This is a genomic window from Coleofasciculus sp. G1-WW12-02, assembly GCF_040219735.1.
In the GTDB taxonomy this organism is placed as follows: Bacteria; Cyanobacteriota; Cyanobacteriia; order Cyanobacteriales; family Coleofasciculaceae; genus Coleofasciculus.
Genome location: NZ_JAVJRX010000059.1, coordinates 71,608 through 96,777, shown reverse-complemented (window position 1 = coordinate 96,777; position 25,170 = coordinate 71,608). Strand labels below are relative to the sequence as shown.

At 47.3% G+C, this 25,170-nt stretch carries 17 protein-coding genes and 1 pseudogene; 13 read left to right on the top strand and 5 right to left on the bottom strand.

Annotated features, from left to right (window positions below; genetic code table 11):
* Positions 1 to 136 precede the first annotated feature (136 nt).
* Together RID09_RS10555 and RID09_RS10550 are read right to left on the bottom strand one after the other, a co-directional pair.
* On the bottom strand, positions 137 to 1,798 hold the full coding sequence (locus RID09_RS10555) for a hypothetical protein (protein ID WP_446335900.1): 1,662 nt from the start codon (positions 1,796 to 1,798) through the stop codon (positions 137 to 139).
* A 171-nt stretch (positions 1,799 to 1,969) separates the two neighbouring features.
* Positions 1,970 to 3,169: a class I SAM-dependent methyltransferase gene (locus RID09_RS10550; RefSeq protein ID WP_446335899.1), complete on the bottom strand. Its 1,200-nt coding sequence runs from the start codon at positions 3,167 to 3,169 to the stop codon at positions 1,970 to 1,972.
* A gap of 425 nt (positions 3,170 to 3,594) precedes the next feature.
* Here RID09_RS10550 and RID09_RS10545 point away from each other — a divergent pair, with 425 nt between their 5' ends.
* The 4 genes from RID09_RS10545 (at position 3,595) to RID09_RS10530 (ending at position 8,811) form a co-directional block, all read left to right on the top strand.
* Positions 3,595 to 6,912: a phycobilisome rod-core linker polypeptide gene (locus tag RID09_RS10545; protein ID WP_446335898.1), complete on the top strand. Its 3,318-nt coding sequence runs from the start codon at positions 3,595 to 3,597 to the stop codon at positions 6,910 to 6,912.
* Between the two features lie 416 nt (positions 6,913 to 7,328).
* A complete protein-coding gene (apcA, locus tag RID09_RS10540) occupies positions 7,329 to 7,814 on the top strand; it encodes an allophycocyanin subunit alpha (protein ID WP_446335897.1) in 486 nt (161 codons plus the stop codon).
* 105 nt (positions 7,815 to 7,919) lie between these two features.
* Positions 7,920 to 8,405, top strand: a complete 486-nt coding sequence (apcB, locus tag RID09_RS10535) for an allophycocyanin subunit beta (RefSeq protein ID WP_446335896.1) — start codon at positions 7,920 to 7,922, stop codon at positions 8,403 to 8,405.
* A 202-nt stretch (positions 8,406 to 8,607) separates the two neighbouring features.
* A complete protein-coding gene (locus RID09_RS10530) occupies positions 8,608 to 8,811 on the top strand; it encodes a phycobilisome linker polypeptide (RefSeq protein ID WP_446335895.1) in 204 nt (67 codons plus the stop codon).
* A 68-nt stretch (positions 8,812 to 8,879) separates the two neighbouring features.
* Here the strand turns inward: RID09_RS10530 and RID09_RS10525 are convergent.
* Positions 8,880 to 10,216: pseudogene (locus tag RID09_RS10525) on the bottom strand (RNA-guided endonuclease InsQ/TnpB family protein).
* A gap of 194 nt (positions 10,217 to 10,410) precedes the next feature.
* Between RID09_RS10525 and RID09_RS10520 the strand changes: the two are divergent.
* On the top strand, positions 10,411 to 11,625 hold the full coding sequence (locus RID09_RS10520; protein WP_446335894.1) for an FtsW/RodA/SpoVE family cell cycle protein: 1,215 nt from the start codon (positions 10,411 to 10,413) through the stop codon (positions 11,623 to 11,625).
* A 147-nt stretch (positions 11,626 to 11,772) separates the two neighbouring features.
* On the opposite strand, the gene RID09_RS10515 is transcribed toward RID09_RS10520, so the two are convergent.
* Complete coding sequence (locus RID09_RS10515; RefSeq protein ID WP_446335893.1) at positions 11,773 to 12,549, bottom strand: DUF3747 domain-containing protein; 777 nt, start codon at positions 12,547 to 12,549, stop codon at positions 11,773 to 11,775.
* A 173-nt stretch (positions 12,550 to 12,722) separates the two neighbouring features.
* A complete protein-coding gene (locus RID09_RS10510; protein ID WP_446335892.1) occupies positions 12,723 to 16,394 on the bottom strand; it encodes a response regulator in 3,672 nt (1,223 codons plus the stop codon).
* A 591-nt stretch (positions 16,395 to 16,985) separates the two neighbouring features.
* Here RID09_RS10510 and RID09_RS10505 point away from each other — a divergent pair.
* The 8 genes from RID09_RS10505 (at position 16,986) to RID09_RS10470 (ending at position 25,161) form a co-directional block, all read left to right on the top strand.
* Complete coding sequence (locus tag RID09_RS10505) at positions 16,986 to 17,582, top strand: GNAT family N-acetyltransferase (RefSeq protein WP_446335891.1); 597 nt, start codon at positions 16,986 to 16,988, stop codon at positions 17,580 to 17,582.
* A gap of 452 nt (positions 17,583 to 18,034) precedes the next feature.
* Positions 18,035 to 18,589 (top strand): hypothetical protein, encoded by a 555-nt coding sequence (locus RID09_RS10500; protein ID WP_446335890.1) that lies wholly within the window; start codon positions 18,035 to 18,037, stop codon positions 18,587 to 18,589.
* 9 nt (positions 18,590 to 18,598) lie between these two features.
* Complete coding sequence (locus RID09_RS10495; RefSeq protein WP_446335889.1) at positions 18,599 to 18,859, top strand: MoaD/ThiS family protein; 261 nt, start codon at positions 18,599 to 18,601, stop codon at positions 18,857 to 18,859.
* Between the two features lie 93 nt (positions 18,860 to 18,952).
* Positions 18,953 to 19,408 carry a DUF2996 domain-containing protein gene (locus RID09_RS10490; RefSeq protein ID WP_446335888.1) on the top strand — a complete coding sequence of 152 codons (456 nt, stop codon included), beginning with the start codon at positions 18,953 to 18,955 and terminating at the stop codon, positions 19,406 to 19,408.
* A gap of 479 nt (positions 19,409 to 19,887) precedes the next feature.
* On the top strand, positions 19,888 to 20,670 hold the full coding sequence (locus tag RID09_RS10485) for an RNA polymerase sigma factor SigF (RefSeq protein ID WP_446335887.1): 783 nt from the start codon (positions 19,888 to 19,890) through the stop codon (positions 20,668 to 20,670).
* A gap of 155 nt (positions 20,671 to 20,825) precedes the next feature.
* Positions 20,826 to 21,743, top strand: coding sequence for a hypothetical protein (locus RID09_RS10480; RefSeq protein ID WP_446335886.1), 918 nt, complete (start codon positions 20,826 to 20,828; stop codon positions 21,741 to 21,743).
* Positions 21,744 to 21,905: 162 nt separating this feature from the next.
* On the top strand, positions 21,906 to 22,157 hold the full coding sequence (locus tag RID09_RS10475) for a hypothetical protein (protein WP_446335885.1): 252 nt from the start codon (positions 21,906 to 21,908) through the stop codon (positions 22,155 to 22,157).
* Between the two features lie 19 nt (positions 22,158 to 22,176).
* Positions 22,177 to 25,161 carry a hypothetical protein gene (locus RID09_RS10470; protein ID WP_446335884.1) on the top strand — a complete coding sequence of 995 codons (2,985 nt, stop codon included), beginning with the start codon at positions 22,177 to 22,179 and terminating at the stop codon, positions 25,159 to 25,161.
* Positions 25,162 to 25,170: the final 9 nt, after the last annotated feature.

The following is a 25,170-nucleotide window of genomic DNA, read 5'->3' as shown; positions in this document are numbered from 1 at the left end:
GTCAGTAGGGCGTTTTTGACTGCGCCATCCAGGGTTTTTCTCTGGAACTCTAAGAAGATAAAACTTTCATGACGTGGCTTCTAGCCCGTCCTGTAGTATCCGCTTAGAATCCCCCGCGCTTTAGCCGGGGGAGAAGTCAATCTTGTTCGTCGGGCTGTTTTTTCTCGGAATCACCTCCGAAAATCGATGAAATAGTATTCTGCTGAACTATTTTTCTTTTGCCTGATACAGATTGACTGGGCGCAATCTTATTGGCAGATGATTCTGGCTTATTGCCTGAGTCTAGTGTATCTTGAGATTGACTTTTGCTAGGATTTGTGTGAATTGAATCGTCGCTAGATGACGATGAATCCCCAGTCTTGTCCGGTTCATCTACAGGCATACTAGAAGTAGACTTTTGCTGAAATAGCGGGTTATTGATGGGTTGCGATCGCACGGAACGAGATGAAGACGGCGCTTCCTGGGATGGCTCTTGGCTGAATGCTGTTTCTTGGTCTAAAAATACTGAGGAAACCTTGGGTTGTGGTTGTGAAGGCTTCTCCTCAATTTCTGGTGTTGTCTTATTGTCTGAGTTCGGTATCGAGAAAGCACGACCTATCTGATGTTCCTTGACTGGAATACTCCCTGAGTCAAGGGAATCTGGCTGACTCTGAACAAGGTTTTGAGATTGAGCAAATAAATCTGGAATCTGTGATTGAGTCAACTCCACAGAACTATCAGAATTTGGTTCAACAGTTACAGACTGACTATTTTGTCTGGGTGGAAAAAGCCCCTCTTTAGGCTGTTGATTTGGGCGGATTTTCTGCTGTCGTAAAGGTTGGCTTGGTTGAACTTCAGTGGGAACTTCATCATCGGTTTGAGGTACATAAACATCGGCAGATGGTTGGCTAGAAAGGAACTCTGACAATACTTCCTGATCTTCCCTACTTTTCCTATCTTCTTGAACAGAGACACTCGAATAGTTATCAGGTTGCCAAACAATTTTATTCTGAGTCGAGGGAACTTTCTCATCCGGCAAAGCTAGAATATGAGCGGTTAATGTAATGCGGCGTTTCAGAGATGCTGAAACCAGAAAAATACTACCGTTAATTAACGTATCTTTTGGCAGAGAATCTATATGGAGGCGAATCTCGTTTTGTCCTGGAGTAAGGTGACGAGGTAAAAATGCCAGTCCAGATATATTAGCTGAAATTGTACAGTTCACTGGCACAATAATTCGCAAGAACAAATCATGTTCTCTTCCATGGGAAAGTTGACCCAGATGCAATGATTCTGGATAGTTCCACTCACCCTCTTCTTCTGGTAATCCCATCACTGAACCTCGTACTTCGACATTATCAAGCTGTAAGCCTTGTCCAGATTTTACGAGAATGGCACACTGGTCTTCTATACAGCTTCCGACTTCTCCAGTGAACTCTATTCTGAGATTACACAAGCTGACTCTATCGGACTCAATAGACACCACAGGTCCGTGATTTGTACAAATGGTTGCCCCTTGTCCATCTAAAATAAGGGGACGATTAATCACAATTGAACCAATATACTCTTGATGGGGGGGCCACAAGGAAAGTTTCCCTTGAGCTAAGAAATTGAGTTGTTCTTGCAGAGTTTTAGGATTCGCCGATTCAAGAGACGGTTCACTAAGGTTTAATTTCTCAGCAATTTGTTCATCAACATCATCAAGGGGAGACTCCTCTGGTTTGGGTTGTGGAGATAGTTCTACACCCTTTGGCTGTTCAACAGGCGGCTGAGGCGGTTGACCCAGCCATTGTATAAATCGCTCTATCAGTCTAAACATGAAGTCCTTGGCTTGAGTGACCAATGGCTTGACGATGGATTATGGTTCTAGTTTAGTTCCCGATTCGACATTCTAGCTAGGTTCTTAGTTGCGCTTGATCGCTATAAACGCTAGTATTGCTGACTACAAACCCTTAATTTGACAAGTAAGCCATCCCTTTAAGTTCAGGGCTTAAGTCAGTGTCATTCGACTTAAAAGAACAAGCTGCTGCTGTTGGAGCGATCGCACTCCATCTAATCCTAATGCTACATCCATTAAAATCTCTGCCACGGTGCGCTGTTGGCTGCTGTTCTCGTCACACGCCTGTAGGAAAGCAAACTCGGCATCTGATAAATTGATAATCTGATAGTCGTAGTTAAATAGACATTGACTGGGCCACCCTTCCATACAGGGATTACGTTCTGGGATTGCGGCGAATAACTCCTCATCCTGTGACCAATCGACCTTCGGTAGAGGCGGGCGTCCCAGGAAAAACTCGTAATGGGACAGGTCTGGATCTAACAATTCAATTAAACGATACCGTTGGCGATCGCTCAACCCACTCGCCCGTTCCATTAACCCTGGATTTTTCCCCAATAGACGATCCAATTGCCAATATCCGGGATTAGAAAAGCCCATAAACTCTAACCCCGACGCATCAATCAACTCAAATAGAGTGTCAATGGTGTAGTCAATCTCTTGGGGATGCACATACATGTCCGCGAAATTAGCATCCCGTTGGTTTTCCAATGACCAGCGTTCTTTTTCTCGCTTGACAATTCTATTATTTTCTGGTAATGAATCAAACACCTGACGTCCGACTTGCACACCATCTTGGTAATCCCCACGCTGCTCCCCTTGCAGGAGTGCGATCGCCTGTTGCATTAGCCGAACTTCCCAGCGACCTAATTCAGCATAGACAAAAATATGCATCAAGCCCCCTGGTGCTAACTTGGGTGCTAATGCCTGAATACCCTGAATCGGATCAGGCAAATGATGCAATACGCCCACACAGTTAATTAAATCAAATTCTCCCGCCAATGTGGGGGCATCATAGAGACTCAAGTGATGAAACTCAACCCGATTCGCCCCAGATCGATGACAGCGTTCCTGCGCCACCTGCAAAGCCCCAGCACTCAAATCGATACCCACAACTGAGGCGTGGGGATTGAGATGAACCAAATATTCAGTACCTACCCCTGTACCACAGCCAGCATCTAAAATCCGAATATCCTGCCTTGACGGTTTTTGACCCGTGCAGAAATTATAGGCGGCTAACCAATTCCAGCGCCAGTTATACCCAGGTGGCGGTTCGTCCAACAAGGGTTCTGGGGGAAAGGGGTAAGCGTCATACAACCGGGCTACAGCAATGCTGGTATTGTCCTTTGTCATTGGTCATTTATTACTTGTGATAACGGATATGATAGATGGTTGACCGGGGAACGGGGAACAGGGAACAGGAGAACCATCAACCCGAACTAATGTAACAAAACTTATGGTTTTTCTCAGCGATTGGGTTTAATCCACTATGATGACTCTGTTATTACACTGTAAAATTTTGGCATGTATTCTATACACTTCTTAATAAAGCCGTTAAGAAGATCAGAAACGTTTTAATCTAGATGCTGACTAGGTTGAGCTAGGTCATTGGTTGATTTAGGGCAAGGTGACAGAGAATATCCCAGCTCATGAGCAATTGGATCTGGGAAAAATCTTAATGTGCTGAGCCTCATGTAAACGAAAGCGACCTACATAAATCCCCTGGTCAGGCTTAACACAGTCAGTAGCAATTGTCGATGGGAGCGGAAAGAAAATAAATGAGTGTTAAGGCAAGTGGTGGAAGCTCAGTTGCGCGTCCGCAACTTTATCAAACCGTACCGATTAGCAACATTATCCAAGCCGAACAGCAAGATCGGTTCTTGGGCAAAGGAGAGCTAAGTGAGCTGTCTGAATATTTCAAATCCGGTAACAGACGGATAGATATTGCCAGTCTGATTACCCAAAACTCAGACTTGATTGTATCCCGTGCGGCTAACCGGATTTTTGTCGGCGGTTCCCCGATGGCGTATTTAGAGAAGCCACGGGAAGAACCCGCACCAGAAATGGCAATGGCAGCAATGGCAGCCAGTGCGATGGGTACAGGCGATGTCAGACGCACGATGGAATTGGGAACCGCGACGTATGTCGAAAGTGGCGGGGGTTTCTTTGAAGGATTCCGGAACATCTTTAGCGCCTCAAGTGGGGGTCCTGCCCCATCGGGATTTCGACCGATAAACGTCGCCCGTTACGGTCCAAGCAATATGCAGAAATCCCTGCGGGACTTGTCTTGGATGCTGCGCTACCTCACCTACTCAATCGTTGCAGGTGACCCCAACATTATTATCGTCAACGTCCGAGGATTACGAGAAATTATCGAAAATGCCTGCTCTGGAGATGCCACATTGCTGGCACTTCAAGAAATGCGGGCAGCATCTCTGGGATACTTTAAGCGCGATGCGGAAGCGGCTCAACTGGTTAGTCAGTACTTTGAGATTCTGATTAACGAATTCAAAGCCCCGAATCCAGCCGATAAAGTACGACAGCGTCCTTCGCCAGATCAGCAAGGGTTACAACTGCCCCAAAGCTACTTTAATGCAGCAGAACGGCGTCCGAAGTTCGTGATGAAGACAGGACTATCGGCGTTAGAAAAAAACGAAGTGGTCAAGGCGGCGTATCGGCAAATCTTTGAGCGTGACATTAGCCGCGCCTACAGCCAATCCATCTCGTACCTGGAATCTCAGGTGAAAAACGGTGACCTCTCCATGAAGGAGTTTGTGCGTCGCCTAGGTAAATCGCCCCTATACCGCAAACAATTTTACGAACCCTTTATCAACAGTCGCGCTTTAGAACTGGCATTCCGTCATTTCCTGGGTCGCGGTCCGTCGTCTCGCGAAGAAGTTCAGACCTACTTCTCGATTGTGTCCAATGGCGGTTTAGCGGCGCTGGTGGACGCCTTGGTCGATTCTCAGGAATACTCAGATTACTTTGGCGAAGAAACCGTTCCCTACCTGCGGGGATTGGGACAGGAGGCTCAGGAATGCCGCAACTGGGGAATGCAGCAAGACTTGCTCAAATACAGCGCCCCCTTCCGCAAGGTGCCCCAATTTATCACCACCTTTGCCAAGTATGAGCAGCCGTTACCGGATCAACACCCCTACGGTGCAGGTAATGACCCCTTAGAGATTCAGTTTGGAGCAATTTTCCCCAAAGAAACTCGCGATCCCAATACGCAACCGGCTGGTTTTGGTAAGGATACTAAGCGCATCCTGATCCATCGCGGACCTGCTACTAATAACCAAAACAGTAATCCTCGGGCAAGGGGTGAGTTTCCAGGTTCTCTGGGGGCTAAAGTCTTCCGCTTAGACCAGATTCCTATCACTAAGGCGGCTAGTGTCACATTTGCCGAAAGCTCGACCCAAAAGGTAATTAGCGCCTGCTATCGCCAAGTCTTTGGGCGGGATGTCTATGATGGTCAACGCCAGAAAGTGGCGGAGATTAATCTGGAAAATGGCGAGATTACTATCCGGGAATTTATCCGCATCTTGGCGAAATCTGATGTCTTCCGCAAGATGTACTGGACATCCCTGTACGTGATGAAGGCTGTGGAATATATCCACCGTCGTCTGATGGGACGCCCCACTTACGGGCGAGTGGAGACGAACAAATACTTTGATATTTGTGCCAAAAAAGGCTTCTACGCTCTGGTTGATACCCTGATTGACAGCAAAGAATACGAGGAAGCCTTTGGGGAAGATACGGTTCCCTACGAGCGCTATCTGACACCTGGGGGTCTACAATTGCGCTCGACTCGACCGGGTGCGATTCGTGAGGATGTGGGTACCAAGCCAGAAGTACCGGCAACTCCCACCTATGTGGCGATGGGAGAGGTGACTGAAACGCGGACTGATCCGGATATTCAATTCCGGATTAATCAAGGCGTGAGTACGAAGCGCCAGCAGACTAAGATCTTTAAGCTGACGGATCTCAATGATAAGCCAGCGGTGAAGGTTCTGATTCGTGCCGCGTATCGACAAATCTTTGAGCGCGATGTTGAACCTTATGTGGTCAAAGGTCAGTTTTCTAGCCTGGAAAGCAAGCTGGGGAACGGTGAAATTAACCTCAAGGAGTTTATTGAAGGTTTAGGTTGCTCTGAACTCTACATCAAAGAGTTCTACACGCCCTATCCCAACACCAAGGTAATTGAGTTGGGAACGAAGCATTTCTTGGGTCGGGCACCGGAGAATCAAAAGGAAATCCAAAAGTACAACCAGATTCTGGCGTCCCAGGGTATCCGAGGCTTTATCGGTGCCATGGTTAACAGCATGGAGTATGTTCAAGTCTTTGGTGAAGATACGGTTCCCTATCGTCGCTTCCCCACTTTACCGGCGGCGAACTTCCCCAATACGGAGAAACTCTATAACAAGCTGACCAAGCAGAATAATCAACTGGTTGTTCCTAGCTTTGAGCCAGTCAGTTCGCAAGTGGATGGGGCAAAACTGCCCCTGACGGGTAAAGCGATCGCGGATATGGCGGCGACGGCTAAGCCTGATTTTGTGGAACTCAGTCGTTCTGTACCAAAGGACGATAATCCGTCGGTTCAAGCCGCCATCGGAATTGCCAATCGTAAACCTGCACGGATTTTTCGCCTGAACCCCGGAAATCCGGGCGAAACGGCTCAGGTGATTGAGGCAATTTACGCTCAGGTGATGGATATTTGGACGGGTGAAATTCCCCCATCCTATCGACAGCCTGACTTAGAGCGTCAACTAAGCCAGGGTGACATTTCTGTGCGCGAATTTGTCAAGGAGTTGGCGTGTAGTGAAAGCTATCGTCAGCGCTTCTACTCGCCCTATCCTAGTGCTAAAGTCATCGAGTTGTTGTTCCGTCACCTACTGGGACGGACTCCTGCGACTCAAACGGAGATTCAGGACTACACCAAATTGATGGCTGAGCAAGGACTTAATGCGGCGGTGGTTGCCATGGTTGACAGTTCAGAGTATGCTCGTTTCTTTGGGGAGTATGTAGTTCCCTATCCTCGCGTTCCTTCGTTGCCTGCTGGCAATTACTTAGGGAGCATTAAATCTATCTCTGAGTAGGGATTAGGGCAGGGGCGCAGGAGGGCGGATGTGCTCCATCTGCATTCTTAGGGGCGACGCATTCGCGCCCAGATATATCGGTTTTCTACCAAAATCTCAACGCGAATGCTTCGCCCAATCCCCCCTCCCAAACCCCTAAATCTGAGGACAAATGTTACAAAATGTTGCGAACATAGGAAAAATGTGAACAATCTATCGCAGAATATTTGCGGAAGAGAGCTGTATCACTGACCTAATGTATCGCTAGCTACTCTCACCAATCTTGCAACGACTTAATCGATCGATGTCAAGATTGAGCAGAGTCAGCCGTCCGAGCTGGAGAGCCTAGCCCATTGGGAAGCGTTTCAGCGTTTCAACAGTTACAATAAGCCAGTTTAAGCACACCTGGTTACATTCTTGGAGGAGGAATCCTGTAAATGAGTATTGTCACGAAGTCAATCGTGAATGCCGATGCCGAGGCTCGTTACCTAAGCCCTGGTGAGTTAGACCGGATCAAGTCGTTTGTTATGTCTGCTGAGCGTCGCCTACGGGTTGCTCAAGCGTTGACAGACTCTCGTGAGCGCATCGTTAAGCAAGCGGGAGACCAGTTATTCCAGAAGCGTCCTGATGTTGTTTCTCCCGGTGGTAATGCCTACGGTGAAGAAATGACAGCAACTTGCTTGCGTGACTTGGACTATTATCTGCGCCTGATCACCTATGGTGTTGTCGCTGGCGATGTTACCCCAATTGAAGAAATTGGCTTAGTCGGCGTGCGCGAAATGTACAAGTCTTTAGGAACTCCCGTTGACGCTGTTGTCGAAGGCGTTCGTGCCATGAAAAACGCTGCTACCGGTATGATGACTGGGGAAGATGCGGCTGAAGCTGGCTCCTACTTCGACTATGTAATCGGAGCAATGCAGTAGACCCTATCCTACTGGGAAAGACGTAGCATGACGCTTCCACACCGGGAAGGTGCGCGTCTGTCTTAAGGATTTGAGAGACTAGGTGAAATAAGGAAAATAGAATCGATGCAAGACGCAATTACCTCTGTTATCAACTCTTCCGACGTTCAAGGAAAATACCTGGACGCCTCTGCGATGGACAAGCTCAAGGGCTATTTCGCCACGGGTGAATTGCGGGTGCGTGCGGCAACCACAATTAGTGCTAACGCAGCAACTATCGTTAAAGAAGCTGTTGCCAAGTCTTTGCTCTACTCGGATATCACTCGTCCGGGTGGCAATATGTACACCACTCGCCGCTATGCTGCTTGTATCCGGGACTTGGACTACTATCTGCGCTACTCCACCTATGCCATGTTGGCGGGTGATCCCTCCATCCTGGATGAGCGGGTACTGAATGGACTCAAGGAAACCTATAACTCTTTAGGTGTTCCCGTTGGTGCAACTGTACAAGCCATCCAAGCCATGAAAGAAGTTACCGCCAGTCTGGTTGGTGCTGATGCTGGTAAGGAAATGGGTGTTTACTTCGACTACATTTGCTCTGGCTTGAGCTAAAGACTTCTGGAACGTTCCGTTGTGAACCTGTAGTCGGTCATTTTTTCAAGGTTTGGGAAGTCAATTGTGAGTGCTAGCTTGTTGAAGGCAAGTCTGACTTTTTGGTTAAGCAGATGAGTTTTGACAATCTGGTATTGACAGTTGAGTCCCAAACCTGATTTAAATTTAAAGTTTTTGAGTTTTAATTAGGAGAACTTCAATCATGCGAATGTTTCAGGTGACCGCTTGTGTCCCTAGCCAAACCCGAACCCGAACCCAACGGGAGTTGCAAAACACCTATTTCACCAAGTTAGTTCCCTACGACAACTGGTTTCGGGAACAACAGCGGATCATGAAAATGGGCGGCAAAATTATCAAGGTAAAGCTAGCCACTGGCAAACCCGGTACGAATACGGGGTTGCTTTAAAAAATAGCTTCTACGGCAAAGGTGGAGGGGTCATGATGACCCCTTTTTGATTCAACGACTCCACCCTGCTACACTTCGCCTGACGGCTCCGTTTCGCCGAGGGTGGAGATTGCATCTATCGTCCAGCGCAGCTCCGAATACCTCGAAAGGCGTTCGGCTTTGCCTTCATCCGACGACGCATTAGGGACGGCTGAAAAACGCCCCGTACTCTCCCAGTCTTGCCGAGAGAGCAACACTCTAAGTGCAACATTCCTAGCGCCAACTCTCATCAGCATGGAGAGTATAACCGCATTGCTGACACACAAAAGTTAGACCCTTGTTGGGTCTATTTTCTTTGGATGTGTGACCGCAGCATGGACAAGCCACAGAAGTGTAGTGAGCGTCTACTTTTACAGCCAAACTTCCAGACAGCACAGCCTTGTAGTCAATGAAGCCGTGTAATTCGGCAAATGACCGACGAGCCTTGTTGCTGTTAGCTCGACGTTGTTTCTTAGATGCTTTTTTACCCTTCCTTTTAGGATTTGTCCGCTCTCGAATGTGGGTTAGATTCTCCAGTCCAATTAAAGTACCATCCGTTACAACTTGGTTGGCTTTTGCAGTGATTTGTATCAGCGATAAACCGTCTCTCCCGCCCAGATATTGCAACCAATCTACGGGTTGCTGAACGGGTGCCTTTACGCTGCAAAGACTTTCTCGCCTTGACATAACGAGAAGCTTTGTGTCTCACCTCTTTACCACTGAAAAACTGAGTCTTGTTACGGGTATCGGCGGCAACGGCAATATACCGCTCTCCAACATCTACCCCCATAACTCGATTGATATCGGTTGCTGTTAAGTCTGGTACTTCTACCTCCATGCTCACCAATAAGTAGTAAGCCTTGGTAGGTTTCGAGTACCAGAGCTTTGCTGCTCCGATTTTGGCTACTCCAGAATTAATCATCTCAAGGTGCTTGGAGTAGCCATGATAATTCACCTTGATTCGACCATCTAAAGTGATGACACTTACTTTCTGGTTTTCAACAAACGAGTAGTCACGCTGATAATTTAATGTGCAGGTACGAGAAACATATTTGGGTGGTTTATCCAGTCCTTTGTATCGCTTCTTGGTACGTCCAGCTTTTATCGCCTCCTCATTTTGTTTCAGTTTTGTCCGCAATGACTTGTATGTTGCCCCTACTTGGCGGGGAACGTTACAAGCCATCTGCGACGGGAGTCTAAACTTCTCCCGCAACGTGTAATAAACCTCCTTCTGTATCTTGGTGCCGTTGTAGGTTTTACCCATCTCAAAGGCAACGCCAGACGCGAAGTTCAGGGCATCTCTATACGCCAAAGAAGCCACTCGAAGCATTTGTTTTTGCTCCGGAGTGACTTCTAGTTTTAGTTTGGCGGTTAGGGTTTGCAACATGACTGAGGCTTACGATTTTCATCTATATTATCATAGTCGTAAGATTTTTGTATGGTATTGAAGATTGTCGAAGGTATAGCAAAAGAGAGAAGGTTTATTCCTGCTACGTGGTTGTTTCAAGGTATTCTCCTCACAGAAGCTGGGTGTAAGTGTCTGTTTGCGTTACCCTTATTTAGAGTAATCATTGACGATTAGTGACTCTACGCAATCTGATTTCATGGATTCATCCTTCGGCTAAGGACTGGGCAATCGATGCCCGTCTGTTGCGCTGGTTAACCTTTCTGTGGCTATTTGTGGGCTTAGCGGTGCTGTTCTCCGCATCCTATCCCAGTGCCGATGCTGAGTTTGGGGATGGTTTATACTACTTCAAACGACAGCTCATCTGGATTACCCTAGGCATGATCGCTTTTAATTTTTTTGTGCGATCGCCTTTACGGTATATCTTGAAAATTGCCCATTTGATAATGCTGGTGTTATTGGGGTTGATCTTGATCATCCTGATTCCCGGTGTCGGGACGACAGTTAATGGCGCAACCCGTTGGCTATCCCTCGGTCCTGTTCCTCTACAACCCTCGGAATTAATTAAACCGTTTCTGATCCTCCAGAGTGCTTGCATCTTTGGGCAATGGCAACAGATTTCCCTGCGAGTACGCCTGTTCTGGCTAGGGATGTTTGCCCTGGTGCTGTTGGGAATTTTGCTCCAGCCAAATCTGAGTACAACGGCGCTATGCGGTATGACTGTATGGTTGATAGCACTCGCGGCGGGGTTGCCATTTTTCCACTTAGGAGGAACCGCTTTAGGGGGCGTATTACTAGCAACAATTAGTATCAGCATCAAAGAATATCAGCGGCGTCGGGTGATGTCATTTCTCAATCCCTGGGCTGATCCAATGAATGACGGCTATCAACTGATTCAAAGTCTGCTGGCGGTGGGATCAGGGGGTACATGGGGTTCAGGGTTTGGTCTATCCCAACAAAAGCTATTTTATTTACCCATTCAATATACCGACTTTATTTTTGCCGTATTCGCGGAAGAATTTGGCTTTGTGGGCACTACATTGTTACTGATGCTGATCGTGGCTTATGCTACCCTGGCAACAATCGTGGCACTGAAGACCCGTCACCCCATACATCGGTTGGTCGCGATCGGAGCGATGATTTTAATTGTCGGTCAATCGCTGTTGAATATTGGCGTCGCCACAGGTGTTCTCCCCACCACAGGTTTACCCTTCCCATTTTTTAGTTATGGGGGTAGTTCCATGATTGCCAATTTGTGTTCTGCTGGATTGTTGATTCGGGTAGCCAGAGAAAGTAGTGAGGCTCAAGTCGTATCCTTACAAGCCCGTCGCCAATCACCACCTCAGCGGCGTAGGCGACAAAGAACGCAGTTACAGAGGATTAAGGATTAGCAGGGGAGCTGGGGGAGCTGAGGGAGCTGAGGGAGCTGGGGGAGAATAAGTGACATTAAAACTTGCAGCGAACAGTATTGGGGCGGGTTTAGTCACATCTGGGTTAGGCAAGAAATGATAGTCGTGAAAAGAGCCCCTACACAGAACTCACCTTAACTGTTCCAAAACTGGCACAGTCTGATTGGAAGAAGGAGGGGGTAGGGTTTGAGGACTGGTTGCTGGATTTTCTAGAGTTGGTACGGTGACGGATGGTGGAGTATTTTCCTCGGTTGGCTTAGTAAAAATAAACTCCCTCTCGGTTTGTACAGGTGCAGGTTCCCGTGCGGCTGGCGGTAGTGGGTTTGGGGGAGTACTCATTGCTGGTGCAACGGGAGCCGCCGTATCGCTAGTTAGATAGATATGACCTAATTCTCGACCTTGATAGGCACGTCGAGTGAACCGCCAACCGGGATTGAGTTGAATTTTCAGGAAATTGCCATTACTTAACCCTTGGGTTCTGCCAATTTCCACCTTGGGGGCTTGACGATTCATCCGATTTGTACCAACGAGGACTAACTCGCCATTACGCTCGACAATTCTCAGCAAATAGTCTAATCCTAAATCTTGACCCTCCATGCGAATCGAATAGCCGTTACTATCGGTGCTACGTCCGCAAATGCCTGTAAAGTCAAAATTAAGAAGTAACGGATCAACGATCGCGGGATTACTTCCCTGTTCTTGCCAGCAAGCGCGTTGGTTTGAGCGCTGCTCGATAATCAGCAATTGATACTTATCATCCCCGAAAGGGGCAGCAACGGCAATAAAATTATCAGAATTTACTTCTTGACTATCAAATGTGCCTGCCTTTAGGGAATTTGAAGATCCGACGGTGAGTAGAAATGCCGTCGTTAGAACTCCAATGTTGAGCCATCGTAAAGGTTTCATAGTTAGCGTAGTAGCCGAAAATTTCTACATTCAAAAATAGACGTAGTGAATCGCTCGAAAGATTCCTAGTGCAGCATTTTTCCCATACAGAAAGGCTCCCTAGCGCCTCTGCTCCCCTGCTCACCATAGTTCCACGCCTTAACGTCTCTAGAAGCTTCCCCTGCTCCCCCGCACTAGCTTCTCCCATTATCGGGTGAATTGGAATTCACTGACACAGGGTTGACGGTAAAGGTTAAGACTGTTTCATCGACACCTTTAAGCTTAAGAGAACGATACTTTGCGATCGCATCATCGTCTAACCAATCGGCAACTGACGCCGAAACCAGGATTGAATTTGGTTCAGCGGCTTCTTGTAGTCGTGCGGCGATATTCACCGAAGGACCGATCGCGGTATAGTCTGTTCGTTCATCTCCGCCAAACATACCCACTACAGCTGTTCCTTGATGAATACCACAGCGGAATCGTACAGGCGGGGGTCCCCCATTGCCCACCAGTCCTCTAGCTTGCCACTGTTGGTTCAGCTGATCGAGCGATCGCAGCATTTGTCGTGCCGCCGCAATTGCCCGTCGGGCTTGTTCGTGAGGACTCAATTCTTCGGGAGCGCCGAAAATTGCTAAAATGCCATCCCCCATAAACTTATCCACCGTACCCCCATTATCAAACACCGCACGAGTCATGGCTGCCAGATACTCATTAAGCAACTCCGCAATTCGGCGCGATCGCAAGGTATTCGACAACTCGGTAAAGCCAACAATATCACTAAACAAAGAGGTAACCAAGCGGGGTTCTGGATGTAAATCCAGTACCAATTCCCCCCGTGCTGCTTTTTGTACCATAGCTGGGGGTAAAAAGCGTTTCAGTACCGACTCGGTTAGATATCGATTTAACTCAATCACACGCTGTTCTTGTTCTTTTAGCGCTAACAAATTGCGGACTTCTGCCAATAATTCCCGGTCATTAAAGGGTTTTGAGAGATAGGCATCTGCACCCTTTTCCGTTCCCTCAATCCGACTGGCTTCATCGGCTTTTGCCGTTAGCAATATAATTGGTATTCCTTTAAATTCCTGTGAACCCCGAATTGTATGAATCAGATCCAGTCCTGACATCACTGGCATCATCAAATCAGTCACAATAAGTTGAGGATAGCACTTCTGCGTCATCTGCCATCCCTCCTCGCCATTCCTTGCTGTCCACACCTGATAGCCGGATTGCCTTAAGATACTCCCCACATAAGCCCGTAAGTCGGAATTATCATCGACCACCAAAATACGCGAGGAAGACGTTCTTCCAGGTAAAATGGATTTAATAATAGAAGGGGTTTCTCCAACTTGTTCCGCTTCCGGTTCCCCTTGCTCCTGTTGTTCCCCGAATGATTCCATTTCCAAGTCCGCCAGTTCCACAGAGGCGCGGCTTGGCTGGATTTCAGTGGCAACATTCACAATTTGCTCTAAGGGGAGGTGAGCCTTTCCTTGTGGCATAAGAATGGTAAATGTTGTGCCTTTTCCCTGTTCTGAGGAAACCTCAATTTGTCCCCCATGGAGTTCTACCAATTCTTTCACCAAAGCTAATCCTAAACCGCTACCTTCATAACTGCGGTTTACTGAGCCTTCTGCTTGTCGGAACCGTTCAAATAAATGAGGAAGTTGTTCTTTACTAATACCAATACCCGTGTCGGAAATTTTAAGACAAACTTTATTGTCCGTCGATTTTACAGTGATGGTAATACTTCCCCCAGCATTAGTAAACTTCATCGCATTTGACAGGAGATTATACAATACTTTGTCAAATTTTTCTACATCTAAATAAATCTCAGGACAATGGATGAGCTGGGTCAAGAGATTGATATTTTTTTTCTCGCAGTAAGGTCTAAAGGTTTCAACAATTTGATTAATAAATTCAATTAAATTACAGGGACGGAAGCTCGGTTGCATCCGTCCAGCATCTAATCGCTGTAAATCCAATAGCTGATTGACTAATCGCAACAGGCGGCGCGAATTCCGCAGAGCGATCACACTTTGTTCATAAGGTAATCCCTGATGTTGGTTAATTGCCGATTCCAGTGGTCCAATCATCAGGGTCAGGGGGGTGCGGAATTCGTGGGAAACATTTTGGAAAAATTCCGTTTTCTGGCGGTCTAATTCCATTAACCGCTCCGCTTGCTGTCGAGTTTTTTGATAAAGTCGCGATTGCTGAACCGCAATTGCGGCTTGGGATGCCACAGCTTGGGCAAGTTCAATTTCGGAGGGTAACCAGTGGCGTGGGGTATCCGTTTGCCGCAGGCTAATGCTACCAATAATTTTGCCATCAACTAATAAAGGCACCACCAACAGGGCACGGGCATTTTGGCGCAGGGGCAGGTCAGTTCCACTCATTTGGGAATTGGCTGCCAAATCATTGAGAACCACTGGGGCTTGAGTATCAAGAAGCTGCCGCAATACTGGATTGCCGACAATAGGAACGGCTGACGAGGGCAGTTGAGTTGAGGAGGCAAAAGAATGAGCTAGAGGGACTTGATTATTGTCTGGGGATTGATATTGATGATTAACCGACGTTCCCACCACTTTTGTAGATTTCCCATCATACAAGCCCACACACTGCACAAACTCATCGTCTTCACTCCACAGGGAAAGAACACAACCATCAACTTTGAGAGCAACGCCTAATTGTTGAGTAATCGCTGTGAAAATTTCTTGGGGGTCAAGCGTCGAACGGATAGCGCTGGTAATTGTATTGATTAAGGTTTGCTGGGTAGCTAATGCATGTAGCTGTTCATAAGCCCGCGCCTGGGAAATTGCCATGGCGGCTTGGTCAGCCACCATCACGACGAGCTGAATTTCGTCATCTTGCCAGCTATAAGGTTCTACACATTGGTGTAAAGCCATGACCGCCACTAATTCCTGTTGACTGATCAAGGGAACGACTAAGCTAGAGCGAATATTAGCGTGTTTATAAGCCTGTATCCGTGCTTTGATCTCAGGGCTATCCTGATTAAATCGTTCATCAGTCAATACATCTTGAATAACGGTGACTTCATTGGTTTGCCAAACCGTCTGAGTTAAAAGTGGGGGTAGCGACGCCGTACCATCTGCATTTTCACCTGTGGTTTGTATGGTACAGGAGTTGGGTTGCACTTGTGCTAGGTTTAAGGGCGGATGGCTCGGTGATAAGGGTTGCCTGCCATTGTCTCTAAACCGTGAAGTGTCCCCACCTGAGTCGCTCAGTTGCCGTTGATACACGAACCATTCATCGACCAACTGCTCTTGTTGAAAGGGACGGAGGATGCATACATCAACCTCTAGCAAGTGACCTACAGTTTCGACAATCCGTTGCAGAACGTCCTTAAGCGGGGAACTACCACTTTTGTCATACTGGGCATTGCGAATGGTATTAGTCACCGTATTCAGGAGGGTTTCCCGACGCAACGCCCGACAGAGTTCGCTGGTGCGGGACTTGAGGACGTTATGAGTATCCATGGCTTGCCGCACGACTGACTTGAGTTCCTCGGCATTCCAGGGCTTAGTTACGTATTTAAAGACTTTACCCGCATTGATGGCTTCAACAAGGTCTTCAACATCGGTGTACCCCGTTAAGATAATCCGGATAATGTCTGGGTATTGAGCGGCGGTGATGCTGAGAAACTCAGTACCGCTCATTAATGGCATGCGCTGGTCGGAGATAATGACAGCAATGTCTCCTTCGGCTTCTAAAACTTCTAGTGCTGTAGGACCATTTTCTGCCCGCAAGACTTTATACTCGCGATGGAATGTTCGATACAGCAAGTCCAGGTTGTCGGGTTCGTCATCGACAACCAGAAGTTTAGGCTTACTTGTGGATTGAGATCTCATGCACCGCTCTCCTGCTGCCAGAGCTTTTGCGAATAAAAACAGTTTGCACGCACGCTATAAGTTTTTACGGCTGGCAATGACTGGCTCGGTGAGAAATCTCTGACTCCAGGGAAGTGTGGTTCGATTATCACGACTGGCTAAAGGAAGCATGTTACTTGTCCTGCGGCAATTTGGCTGTTGTGACGGTAGTTAGTGGTACACCCCAATTGATTTTAATTTTTGTTTTCCCGTATGGTTGTATTCTGCCTCAAGATGCCTACTTGTCATGTTTTTTGTGACGTCTTGGTCTTGGGTTGAGCCTGAGAGTCGTGCGATCGCGCCTCACTCCTCCCATTATTTTTGGCGAATCATGAAAATTTAGGAGATCGAGCCTACCTTGAGGAGGCAAAGCGCTGCGCCTTGATCGGCTTATGATGGTGTCATGCCCCTGGGAAAGCGCTGAACAAAGCGAAGTGATTCGTCAATGCTCTACTTGTACAATACTATCGTTCTAGAAACGAAAGACGATGATTTGAGCTTAAGTGTTTATCCCACTGGAGTAGTGATGGCACTCTTTAGGTTTGTGTGATGGTGAACCCCTGCTTTTCTTTCGTGACGCCCCACGAAGTTGCCTCTGAGGCTCAACAGACGCTGAGTGTTGATGCTTCCCGCTTGACGATTCGGAGGGCAAAAGACCAAGATCTGATTCCGCTCTCGGACATTCTCGCGGATAGCTTTCACTCTCAAAAGGGACTCTGGCGTTTGGTTTATCCAATTTGGCGATTAGGAATTTATGAAGATTTGCGTAATCGGCTACGTACCAATTCTCCCCATTATGCTTGTTTTGTTGCCCTCAACTCTGATACTTCTGTCGATGGTGCTGACGGGCTACTCGTCGGCACTGTCGAAATTGCCCTACGTTCCCCCCCATCCTGGCAACTTCAAGGTCACCACTATCCTTACATTTCTAATTTAGCGGTCAGAAAGTCCTGTCGGCGACAGGGTGTGGCTTTTCAATTACTGCTAGCCTGTGAGCGTCAGTCCTTAGCATGGGGTTTTCCCCATCTCTACCTTCATGTCCTCGATAGTAACGATAAAGCTCGGCAACTTTACCTAAAAATGGGCTATCAACTGCATCATCTGGAGCCGAGTTACAGTCTCTGGCGACGCTGTCCTCAACGTTTGTTATTACACAAGCGTTTAACCTAACTTGCTCTCCGTTCCCCACCCGTCTGGGTGGCGAAATTTCTCCTCCCTGGGGCAAGTTGCTTTCGTTGGGGAAACAATCCAATTATGCCGCCTTTGAGAATCAAGCGTCGTGAGCGGGCTTCATCATTTCTTTAAAAAACATTCCCGCTTCTTCACAGAATCTTCATAAAATTTCTTAATAGATAGGTGTATTGTGTCTCAATTCAGGCATCTGTAGGGACTTGACCTGACCTATACCTGTAACCGTATGCCATAAAATAGAGTTATAAATTTGTCGAGAAGCAACAAATGACACCGATCTGAGTTGGTTTGAGAGGGTAATTAAACATAGATGGTCAACAAAACTGCTCTTCTTGGTTATTATCAAAGACTGATAACCTATTGAGTTGCCTAGTTGTGGGTTCAACCTGGGTGCATCTCTGCTCCCTTGAAATTAAGAAATACGAGTTGAAATGGAGAGCGAAAATAACCAGCGTTGCCAAACAGCTCTTTACGAAGAAGAGGAGGTGCTTGCTCGCCCCAATAGTTTCGCCAACGCTCAAGGCTCTAGTGGCATGAATAAAGAAAGCCCAAACTCCCAAGACTCACCTGAAGGGAGAATTCTTCAGCAGCTTCACGATCGACAGTTGCTGATCGTTAATCCTCGACGTCGGAATGGCTTAATTCTCTTCAAGCGCTATCATGCTGAATTTGCCGGTCCCGGTTCAGGAGTGGGAGGCTTGTTCGATCTTGATTGTCAACAGGTGCTACCTGTAGGAAATATTTCTTTACTCTCTCCCGAATCATCAGATGAGCGAAAGCGGGCGTATCTGATTCGACGACAGTGGGTTAGATTAACGATGCAAATTACTGATAACCCAGTTCCCCTGCAACGTGCCCAAAAGATGCTAGAGCAGTTTGAGGGCTTCTTTGATGCAGAAACAATTGCTAAATTACCCAATGAGGCTTTTGCTCTGTTGGTGGGAGTCTTGCCTCAGACAGTCATCAAAGTGCGTCACCCAGCCTAGTACAAAAAAATGTCAGAACCTTTGATTTGTGTCACCATCAAACTGTTCGCCGCGTATCAAGACGCTTACGGTGTCCCTGAACTTCAACGGGAATTCCCCGCCCAAACTCCTGTATCAGCCCTTCTGGATTGCCTGCTCACCGAACATCCTGAACTGAAACCCTGGCGGGATCTGACTCGTTTTGGCATCAATCTCCAATTTGTTGAACCGGATACGATTTTGCAACAGGGAGATGAGATTGTATTGATTCCCCCTGTCAGTGGGGGTTAATCCCTGGGATGCAAGCAAAGGGATGGGCAACAGGTTAATTAATGGACGTTTTCTGTAAAGATATAAAGAGCAATAACTGATATCAATGTCGTTATGCCAGAATCAAACAAATCTAACCCAGACGCTCAAGACGCTAAGTCTAAACCCCCTAAAGCGAAAAAAGAGAAACCGCCAGCACCTGAAGACAAACCCTTCTCGGAATTTATCGAACAAGAATACCTGCCCGCGTTAAAGACTGCCTTTGGCGAACAAGGTGTCGATGATGTAGAGGTGAATTTTGTCAAGGAAAAAATTCCGATTCCCGGTTTAAGTACCCAGCCAGACTGCTGGCAAGTCATTGGTCGCTTCGCCAACGGTCAGCGTCAATTTAACGTTTATTTCCCCGATGAGGATATAAAAAAGCAGAAAGCCTTCTCCTACGCGACCAAGGGAGCCAAACCCAGTACCCTTGAGTCATTTATGATTGACGAACGTAAGGTGTCTCTCGATCTGCTGGTGTTTTATACCATACAGCGATTGAATGCTCAGAAATGGTTGGCAAGAAATTAGCCACACTGATGGAGGGGTAAGAACTCGAAAGAGACTGGGTGTAGGGTGGGGGGAAAAAGTTAATTTATCCTCCTCATCTCCCCTGCTCCCCCGCTCCTGTTGAGCTATCAGGATTGTGGGTTATACTTAACTGAATGGGGTATGCTTGATAGTAAACTGTTGTGAAAACTCTAGACTTCAGGTGAAAATCTTTCAAAAGATGGAGTCCTGCCTGATAGTGTGAGGAATATTAGGGTGCACTGACTGCAATTTTGGAGATTAGCCAAAACGTTATTCATTTGGGTTTACCCTGCTCCGGCTTTCTGGCGTCGTGGTAGCCGTACTTGTGAAAAACGGCTGTAGCTGGCTAATCTAATGATGCTCATGACCTATAGTAGTGATCCGAACCTCTAGATTCCAGCAGCAAATTTTCCTATAAACCGCTGGCTTGAGTTAAGGGTTCTCACTAAAAGCACGCTTCTACCCCCTTTACTTTTGCTATGCTGACCCCGATTACCCACGAACAAGAACTAAAACACCAAAGCCTGCGATTGCTGCGAGACTATCAGCAATCAAAATCGTCAGAGACTCGAAATCAGCTAGTGTCTCTCAATATTGGACTAGTTAGACGAGAAGCTCATTATTGGGTGAATCAATGCACCGAAAGCTACGAAGACTTACTACAGATTGGCTGTATTGGACTGATTCGAGCTATTGAGCGATTTTCTCCCACTAAGGGTAATGCCTTTAGCTCCTTTGCTATTCCCTACATTCGCGGTGAAATTCAGCACTATTTGCGCGATCGCGGCTGTTGTGTTCGTATCCCCCGACGCTGGCTGGCTCTACAACAGCAGTCTATCGCGATTATTCGCCAGTTACGAGAGAAATTAAATCGTCAACCGACTGATGCTGAAGTAGCCGCGGCTCTTGACATTCCCCTAGTTGAATGGCAAGAAATTAAGCTGGCGCATCAGAATCGAGAACCCTTGAGCCTAGATACACCTGTCGGTGATGAAGAAGACGGCACAACGAGTTTGGGTGATATAGTCCCCGATCCACGATATCGCAGTTTTCAACTGGCACAAGAAGACCAAATTCGCCTGCAACAAGCCCTGGTTCACCTGGAAAAACGGACTCGTGAGGTTTTAGAATTTGTCTTTTTACATGACTTGACTCAGAAAGAGGTGGCAGATCTGTTGGATATTAGCGTGGTAACAGTGTCTCGCCGCATGAAAAAAGGACTCGACACCATGAAAAATCTCATGAACGTTGGGGAACGGTAAGGATCAAGGATAATGATGCGATCGCGAGTAGCTGGGGTGGCACAAACCCCCTAAAGCTTTCACTATAATAGTTAAGTAGAGAGAATAATTGAAATTTATTTCCAATTGGGGTGTTCTGTGTGGTGTCTTCTGGAAAAATATAGGGGGACTATATCATGCATAAAAAATTATTAGTTGGGTTGATCACAGTACTAGCCCTATCTATGGGAGGTTGTCAAGGTGAAGATAGTGTAGAAGTGGGCGACGTTCCAGCCGAGCCAACGCCTGGGGCATCGCCAAGCCCCTCACCAAGTCCACCGGAGGCAGTTCCCTTTACAAATCCTAATGTAGACGCGCAGCAGATACCTCCAGCCGCATCAGAGTTGATTACAACTCTGCCACCCCAAGAGCAAGTGAGAAAAGTAGAAAAAGGACGGACTGATCCCTTTGAGACGCTTACCCTGCAACCGGACGTAACTGTATCACCTAACCCACAGGCAGAAGCGCGATCTAGACCTGTACCTGTCGTTCCTCAAGTCCCCTCGCCTCCTCAAGTTAGGAGAGGGACAAATGGTGGTGATGGTCGCCCAGGGGGTGGTAATCAAAGCAGAGGAAGGGGAACAAGTCCAAATAGACCCAATGTCATACCCAAACCCCCCACGCCACCCGGGAGAGCGAGTGCCAATGGGGATGGGGGAGCAAGTGCCAATGGGGATAATGGGAGGAAACCTGGTAGCCAAACAGCAAGTGGCTCTCCGATTCCTGAGCCACCTCCCTTCATTCCTGAACTACCCAAATTACCAGACCCTATACTGGCTAGGCAAGTGGAAGTTAAGGGTGTAGTCCAAGTAGGTAATGTGCCTCAAGCTATTGTCAAAGTTCCCAATGAACCGAGTCGTTACGTCAAAGAAGGACAAAGGATTTCCAACGGACAAGTCCTGGTTAAGCGGATTGAGGTGAATCGTGGTCCGACGCCAGTGGTTGTTCTGGAGCAATATGGTCAAGAAGTGGCTAGGCAAGTTGGTGAAGAACCTGCGGGAACTCCAGCACAAGCCGAATCCTCTACAGGTTCCTTACCACCGCCACCTGCGTGATCGTTGGCATACCTGCGACAGAACAGACGCGCCATAGCGCGTCTCTTTGTGATCTGTCTGGGAATAGTATGGGGTTTGCATCTGTAATGGAGTACAAATTCATCACATACCCGATAAGGTTAATAGGGGAGAATGTCAACGATTGATTGAAACGTACAACCTGTGGCAAACGAATCACTACGATACTATGTATCTTGTTCGAGATTACCTTTAGCCGTTTATCGAGAGGTGGCTGCTCATTTACGACAAGTGGAAGGAGTAGACGTTGATCTAATATCCCAAAAGACCCAGAGGTTTGATTACAATCAAAGTCAAGTAGAGGGGTTGTGGATTCACCATGCTGATGATTCTGATGCGGTGAGTCGAGAACGAGTTAACCAAATTTTGACCCACTATAACCTACTCACAACTTAATGAAGAATCGTTAACCATTATGGACTATTGGGAATTTCTACTCCAAAAAGAGGGCGATCGCACTTGGCTACCCATTAAATCCCCCAAGCTAGACTTGGAGGTGGGTCGATACCGGGTGGTGGCTCATTCAAGTTGCGCCAATACAGACGTAGAAATTTGCGTGACTCATACCGATACCACTGAAACACCACCCAAGCGACGGTATCAAAAGCGATCGCGCCGTACCAACCCTGATGGGTTAATGGTGATTATTCCCTTTACCTATCTTAAGCCTGGTCTGTGGGAACTACGCTGCTGTGGTGATATCATGTCCGATTTTCTGGGCAATTCTTGGCAGGAAATGGTACAGTTATCAGTCGCACCCAAAGCGCGTGAAGTTTTAAACAAGGCAGAAGACAGAGACTTCAAAGAAGGATGCAAGGAAGAAGAAAATAATATCACTCATGAAACGGTAAATAGTGACTCCACGCATCCGGAGGAACTTCACCCACCATTGATGGCTTCCCTCCATAGCCAACAGACACAAGAGGTTCACGCCAAACAACAGGAATCCCCGATCGCAGATAATGGTTCATCAGACTCATCTCACCCTATCGCCCAACCCGCCCCATCCCCCTCGCTAACTGAGCTGCCTACCCTAGCTCAGATAGTAGCATTACCACAAACCTATATCCCCTCTCAAACCCCTGTCGCGGCGACAGAAACCTCTGACACACAGACAGATCACTCCGTTTCCCACTCAACGAATGGCAAAAATGGGGATGGGGAGGAAACAAAACCCTTAGAAACAAAAGCCACCTCTCCCCCCCCGGAAGCATTACCTGAGTTAGAGATTCCCGAAGCCGATATCCCCATTCAAACCTCTAACCCTTCCCCATCTCCTCTCTCCAATCCCATCTTGGATCAATCTCTGCAAGTGCTAGAGCAAGTGTTGCAACAGGTACTTGATCCTGTGATTAAAGAGTTTGAAGAATCTGAGTCTTCAGAATTACCCATTCCCATCACCACAGAATCTGAGTTTCCCTCACAGGAGGATACCCCCTGGCAAGGATTAATTTTAACCTTAGAGGAGGAAGCCTTCGTGTCACAACGGGGAGAATCCCTCACTGTCGCAGGACAGGTGGATCGGTTAAATGTGCATCAGTTAGACCCAAGGTCAACCGTCCAGAGTGAGACTTATCAGTTTCAGGGCATCCTACACTATGAATTACGTCATCCGCAAACCGGACAGGTTGTCGTAGATGTGCAAACACCCATCACCACACCAACCTTTCCTGTAGCATTTAGCCAGAGTTTAGACATTCCCTCAGACAGCAAAACCTGTTTATTACTAGGAAAAGTTAACCTGTACAGATCAACGGGGACAGCATTAGCCAGTCAACCGTTTACCGTGACAGTGGATTTAGATGAATTGTTAGTTGCTGTTCAATCGGGAAGTTGGATGAAATCTGAAGACACGACTCCTGTGGTTTCTATCCCAAACCCCAAGTCACAGTCAACTCCCCTGAATCAGACATTTCTTGAGCTAATCGATAATCCGCCAAGCCGTCAGCCTTTCATCTACAAACCCTCAGCCAATCAACCTTTACCCCCACAGCTTTACCAACCCCAATACCAGCCAGGGTTAACAAAATCCCTGGATCTGCCTACGTTTTCTCAGCCCAAACTAACAACAGCAAAAGCATCTGAATCCCTTGAGAAAATAGAACCAGAAACCGAGGCGCGATCGCAAGCCGTTGAACCCGCCGAAAAACAGACAACCGAAACAACGCCTTCAGCACTTGACGATACGACAGAAGACTTTGTCATAGACTCATCCGTCACTGAGTCTCCGATCCAGGAAACAACCGACGGGGAAACCAACAAGGATATTCCTATTCCTAGCAAGGCTTTCTCTGAAGCATCAGTGCAGACGGAAACTGTGATGGACTCCTCTGAACCCTCAAAACCCGAAACACAGCCCTTAGAGGACAATCCCGCCGCGTTAGCCGAAACATCTGAGGAGACTGCAATAGAGTCAACCGAGATATCCGATGTTTGGACATCAACACCCGATCCTGAACCCTCATCTTTCCAGAAAGAGGAGATATCGAATCCAGACCTATCTGAGTGGAAAACAGCCGCAATGTCAAGTGCTGCACCCATAAATCCAGATCCTCTCGCTGTCGATCATGCTTTTACCCAACTCAATCTGGATGACCGATTCTGGGGGCGTTTGAATGCTTTAATGACAGATACAGATTTGGCAGAATGGCTGAAAATCGAGTTACCTTCTAGCGAGAACCTCGTTGAGTTGGAAGGGGGACTCTCAGAGCCAGAAGTTGATCCATTATTTGCTCAACCCGAAGAAATCCCCCCATCCTCAGAGAAAGACACCCCTTTAAATGACTTTGATGAATCGATGTGGGATGAAGACACCGAGGAGGTAGGGAGTCTAAGTCATGAGAATATCCCAAAACTCGAACCCCCTGTCCAACCCGATCATCCTCCCTTGAATCGTGAGGAATTGCTGGAGCGAGAAATTGTGGTTGATGAGGATGAACCCCAGGCGAGTGAACCCTCAGAGTCTCAGCCAATTGGATCGAGAACCATTGAGACACAACGATCGCACCTGAGAACAGCTGACATGGCTCAACTTGACTTAGAAACACCATTACCCACCCCAGAACTGTTTATCCCGACTCAGGAACTAGCGGCTGGGGAACCTGTACTGGTACGAGTTAAAGTGACCGCTCATTCGGCTCGCTTGGGTGTTAAATTATGGGTTCAAGATCGCCAAAGTCGCTCCCTGTTAGATGGACCTCGTTGGTTAATGGATTTAAGCCCAAATAAAGCGGGAGAATTAGAAGCATTAACCCAGTTAGTTGTACCCTTTGGCACAGTAGAAATCCGATTTGAAGCGATTACTGTAGATTTAGACAGTGAACGGGAAAGCCATAAAGTTACTGTTGATCGGGTTGTGGTTCCGCCGAACTTGTCAGATTTCTCTGAGGATGAGTTATGAATTCAAAGG

Coding starts and splice junctions, on each gene's coding strand:
- RID09_RS10555 (WP_446335900.1), bottom strand. CDS start 1,798: ATGTTTAGACTGATAGAGCGATTTATACAATGGCTGGGTCAACCGCCT.
- RID09_RS10510 (WP_446335892.1), bottom strand. CDS start 16,394: ATGAGATCTCAATCCACAAGTAAGCCTAAACTTCTGGTTGTCGATGAC.
- RID09_RS10545 (WP_446335898.1), top strand. CDS start 3,595: ATGAGTGTTAAGGCAAGTGGTGGAAGCTCAGTTGCGCGTCCGCAACTT.
- RID09_RS10500 (WP_446335890.1), top strand. CDS start 18,035: ATGGAGAGCGAAAATAACCAGCGTTGCCAAACAGCTCTTTACGAAGAA.
- apcB (WP_446335896.1), top strand. CDS start 7,920: ATGCAAGACGCAATTACCTCTGTTATCAACTCTTCCGACGTTCAAGGA.
- RID09_RS10490 (WP_446335888.1), top strand. CDS start 18,953: ATGCCAGAATCAAACAAATCTAACCCAGACGCTCAAGACGCTAAGTCT.
- RID09_RS10480 (WP_446335886.1), top strand. CDS start 20,826: ATGCATAAAAAATTATTAGTTGGGTTGATCACAGTACTAGCCCTATCT.
- RID09_RS10550 (WP_446335899.1), bottom strand. CDS start 3,169: ATGACAAAGGACAATACCAGCATTGCTGTAGCCCGGTTGTATGACGCT.
- RID09_RS10515 (WP_446335893.1), bottom strand. CDS start 12,549: ATGAAACCTTTACGATGGCTCAACATTGGAGTTCTAACGACGGCATTT.
- apcA (WP_446335897.1), top strand. CDS start 7,329: ATGAGTATTGTCACGAAGTCAATCGTGAATGCCGATGCCGAGGCTCGT.
- RID09_RS10495 (WP_446335889.1), top strand. CDS start 18,599: ATGTCAGAACCTTTGATTTGTGTCACCATCAAACTGTTCGCCGCGTAT.
- RID09_RS10470 (WP_446335884.1), top strand. CDS start 22,177: ATGGACTATTGGGAATTTCTACTCCAAAAAGAGGGCGATCGCACTTGG.
- RID09_RS10485 (WP_446335887.1), top strand. CDS start 19,888: ATGCTGACCCCGATTACCCACGAACAAGAACTAAAACACCAAAGCCTG.
- RID09_RS10530 (WP_446335895.1), top strand. CDS start 8,608: ATGCGAATGTTTCAGGTGACCGCTTGTGTCCCTAGCCAAACCCGAACC.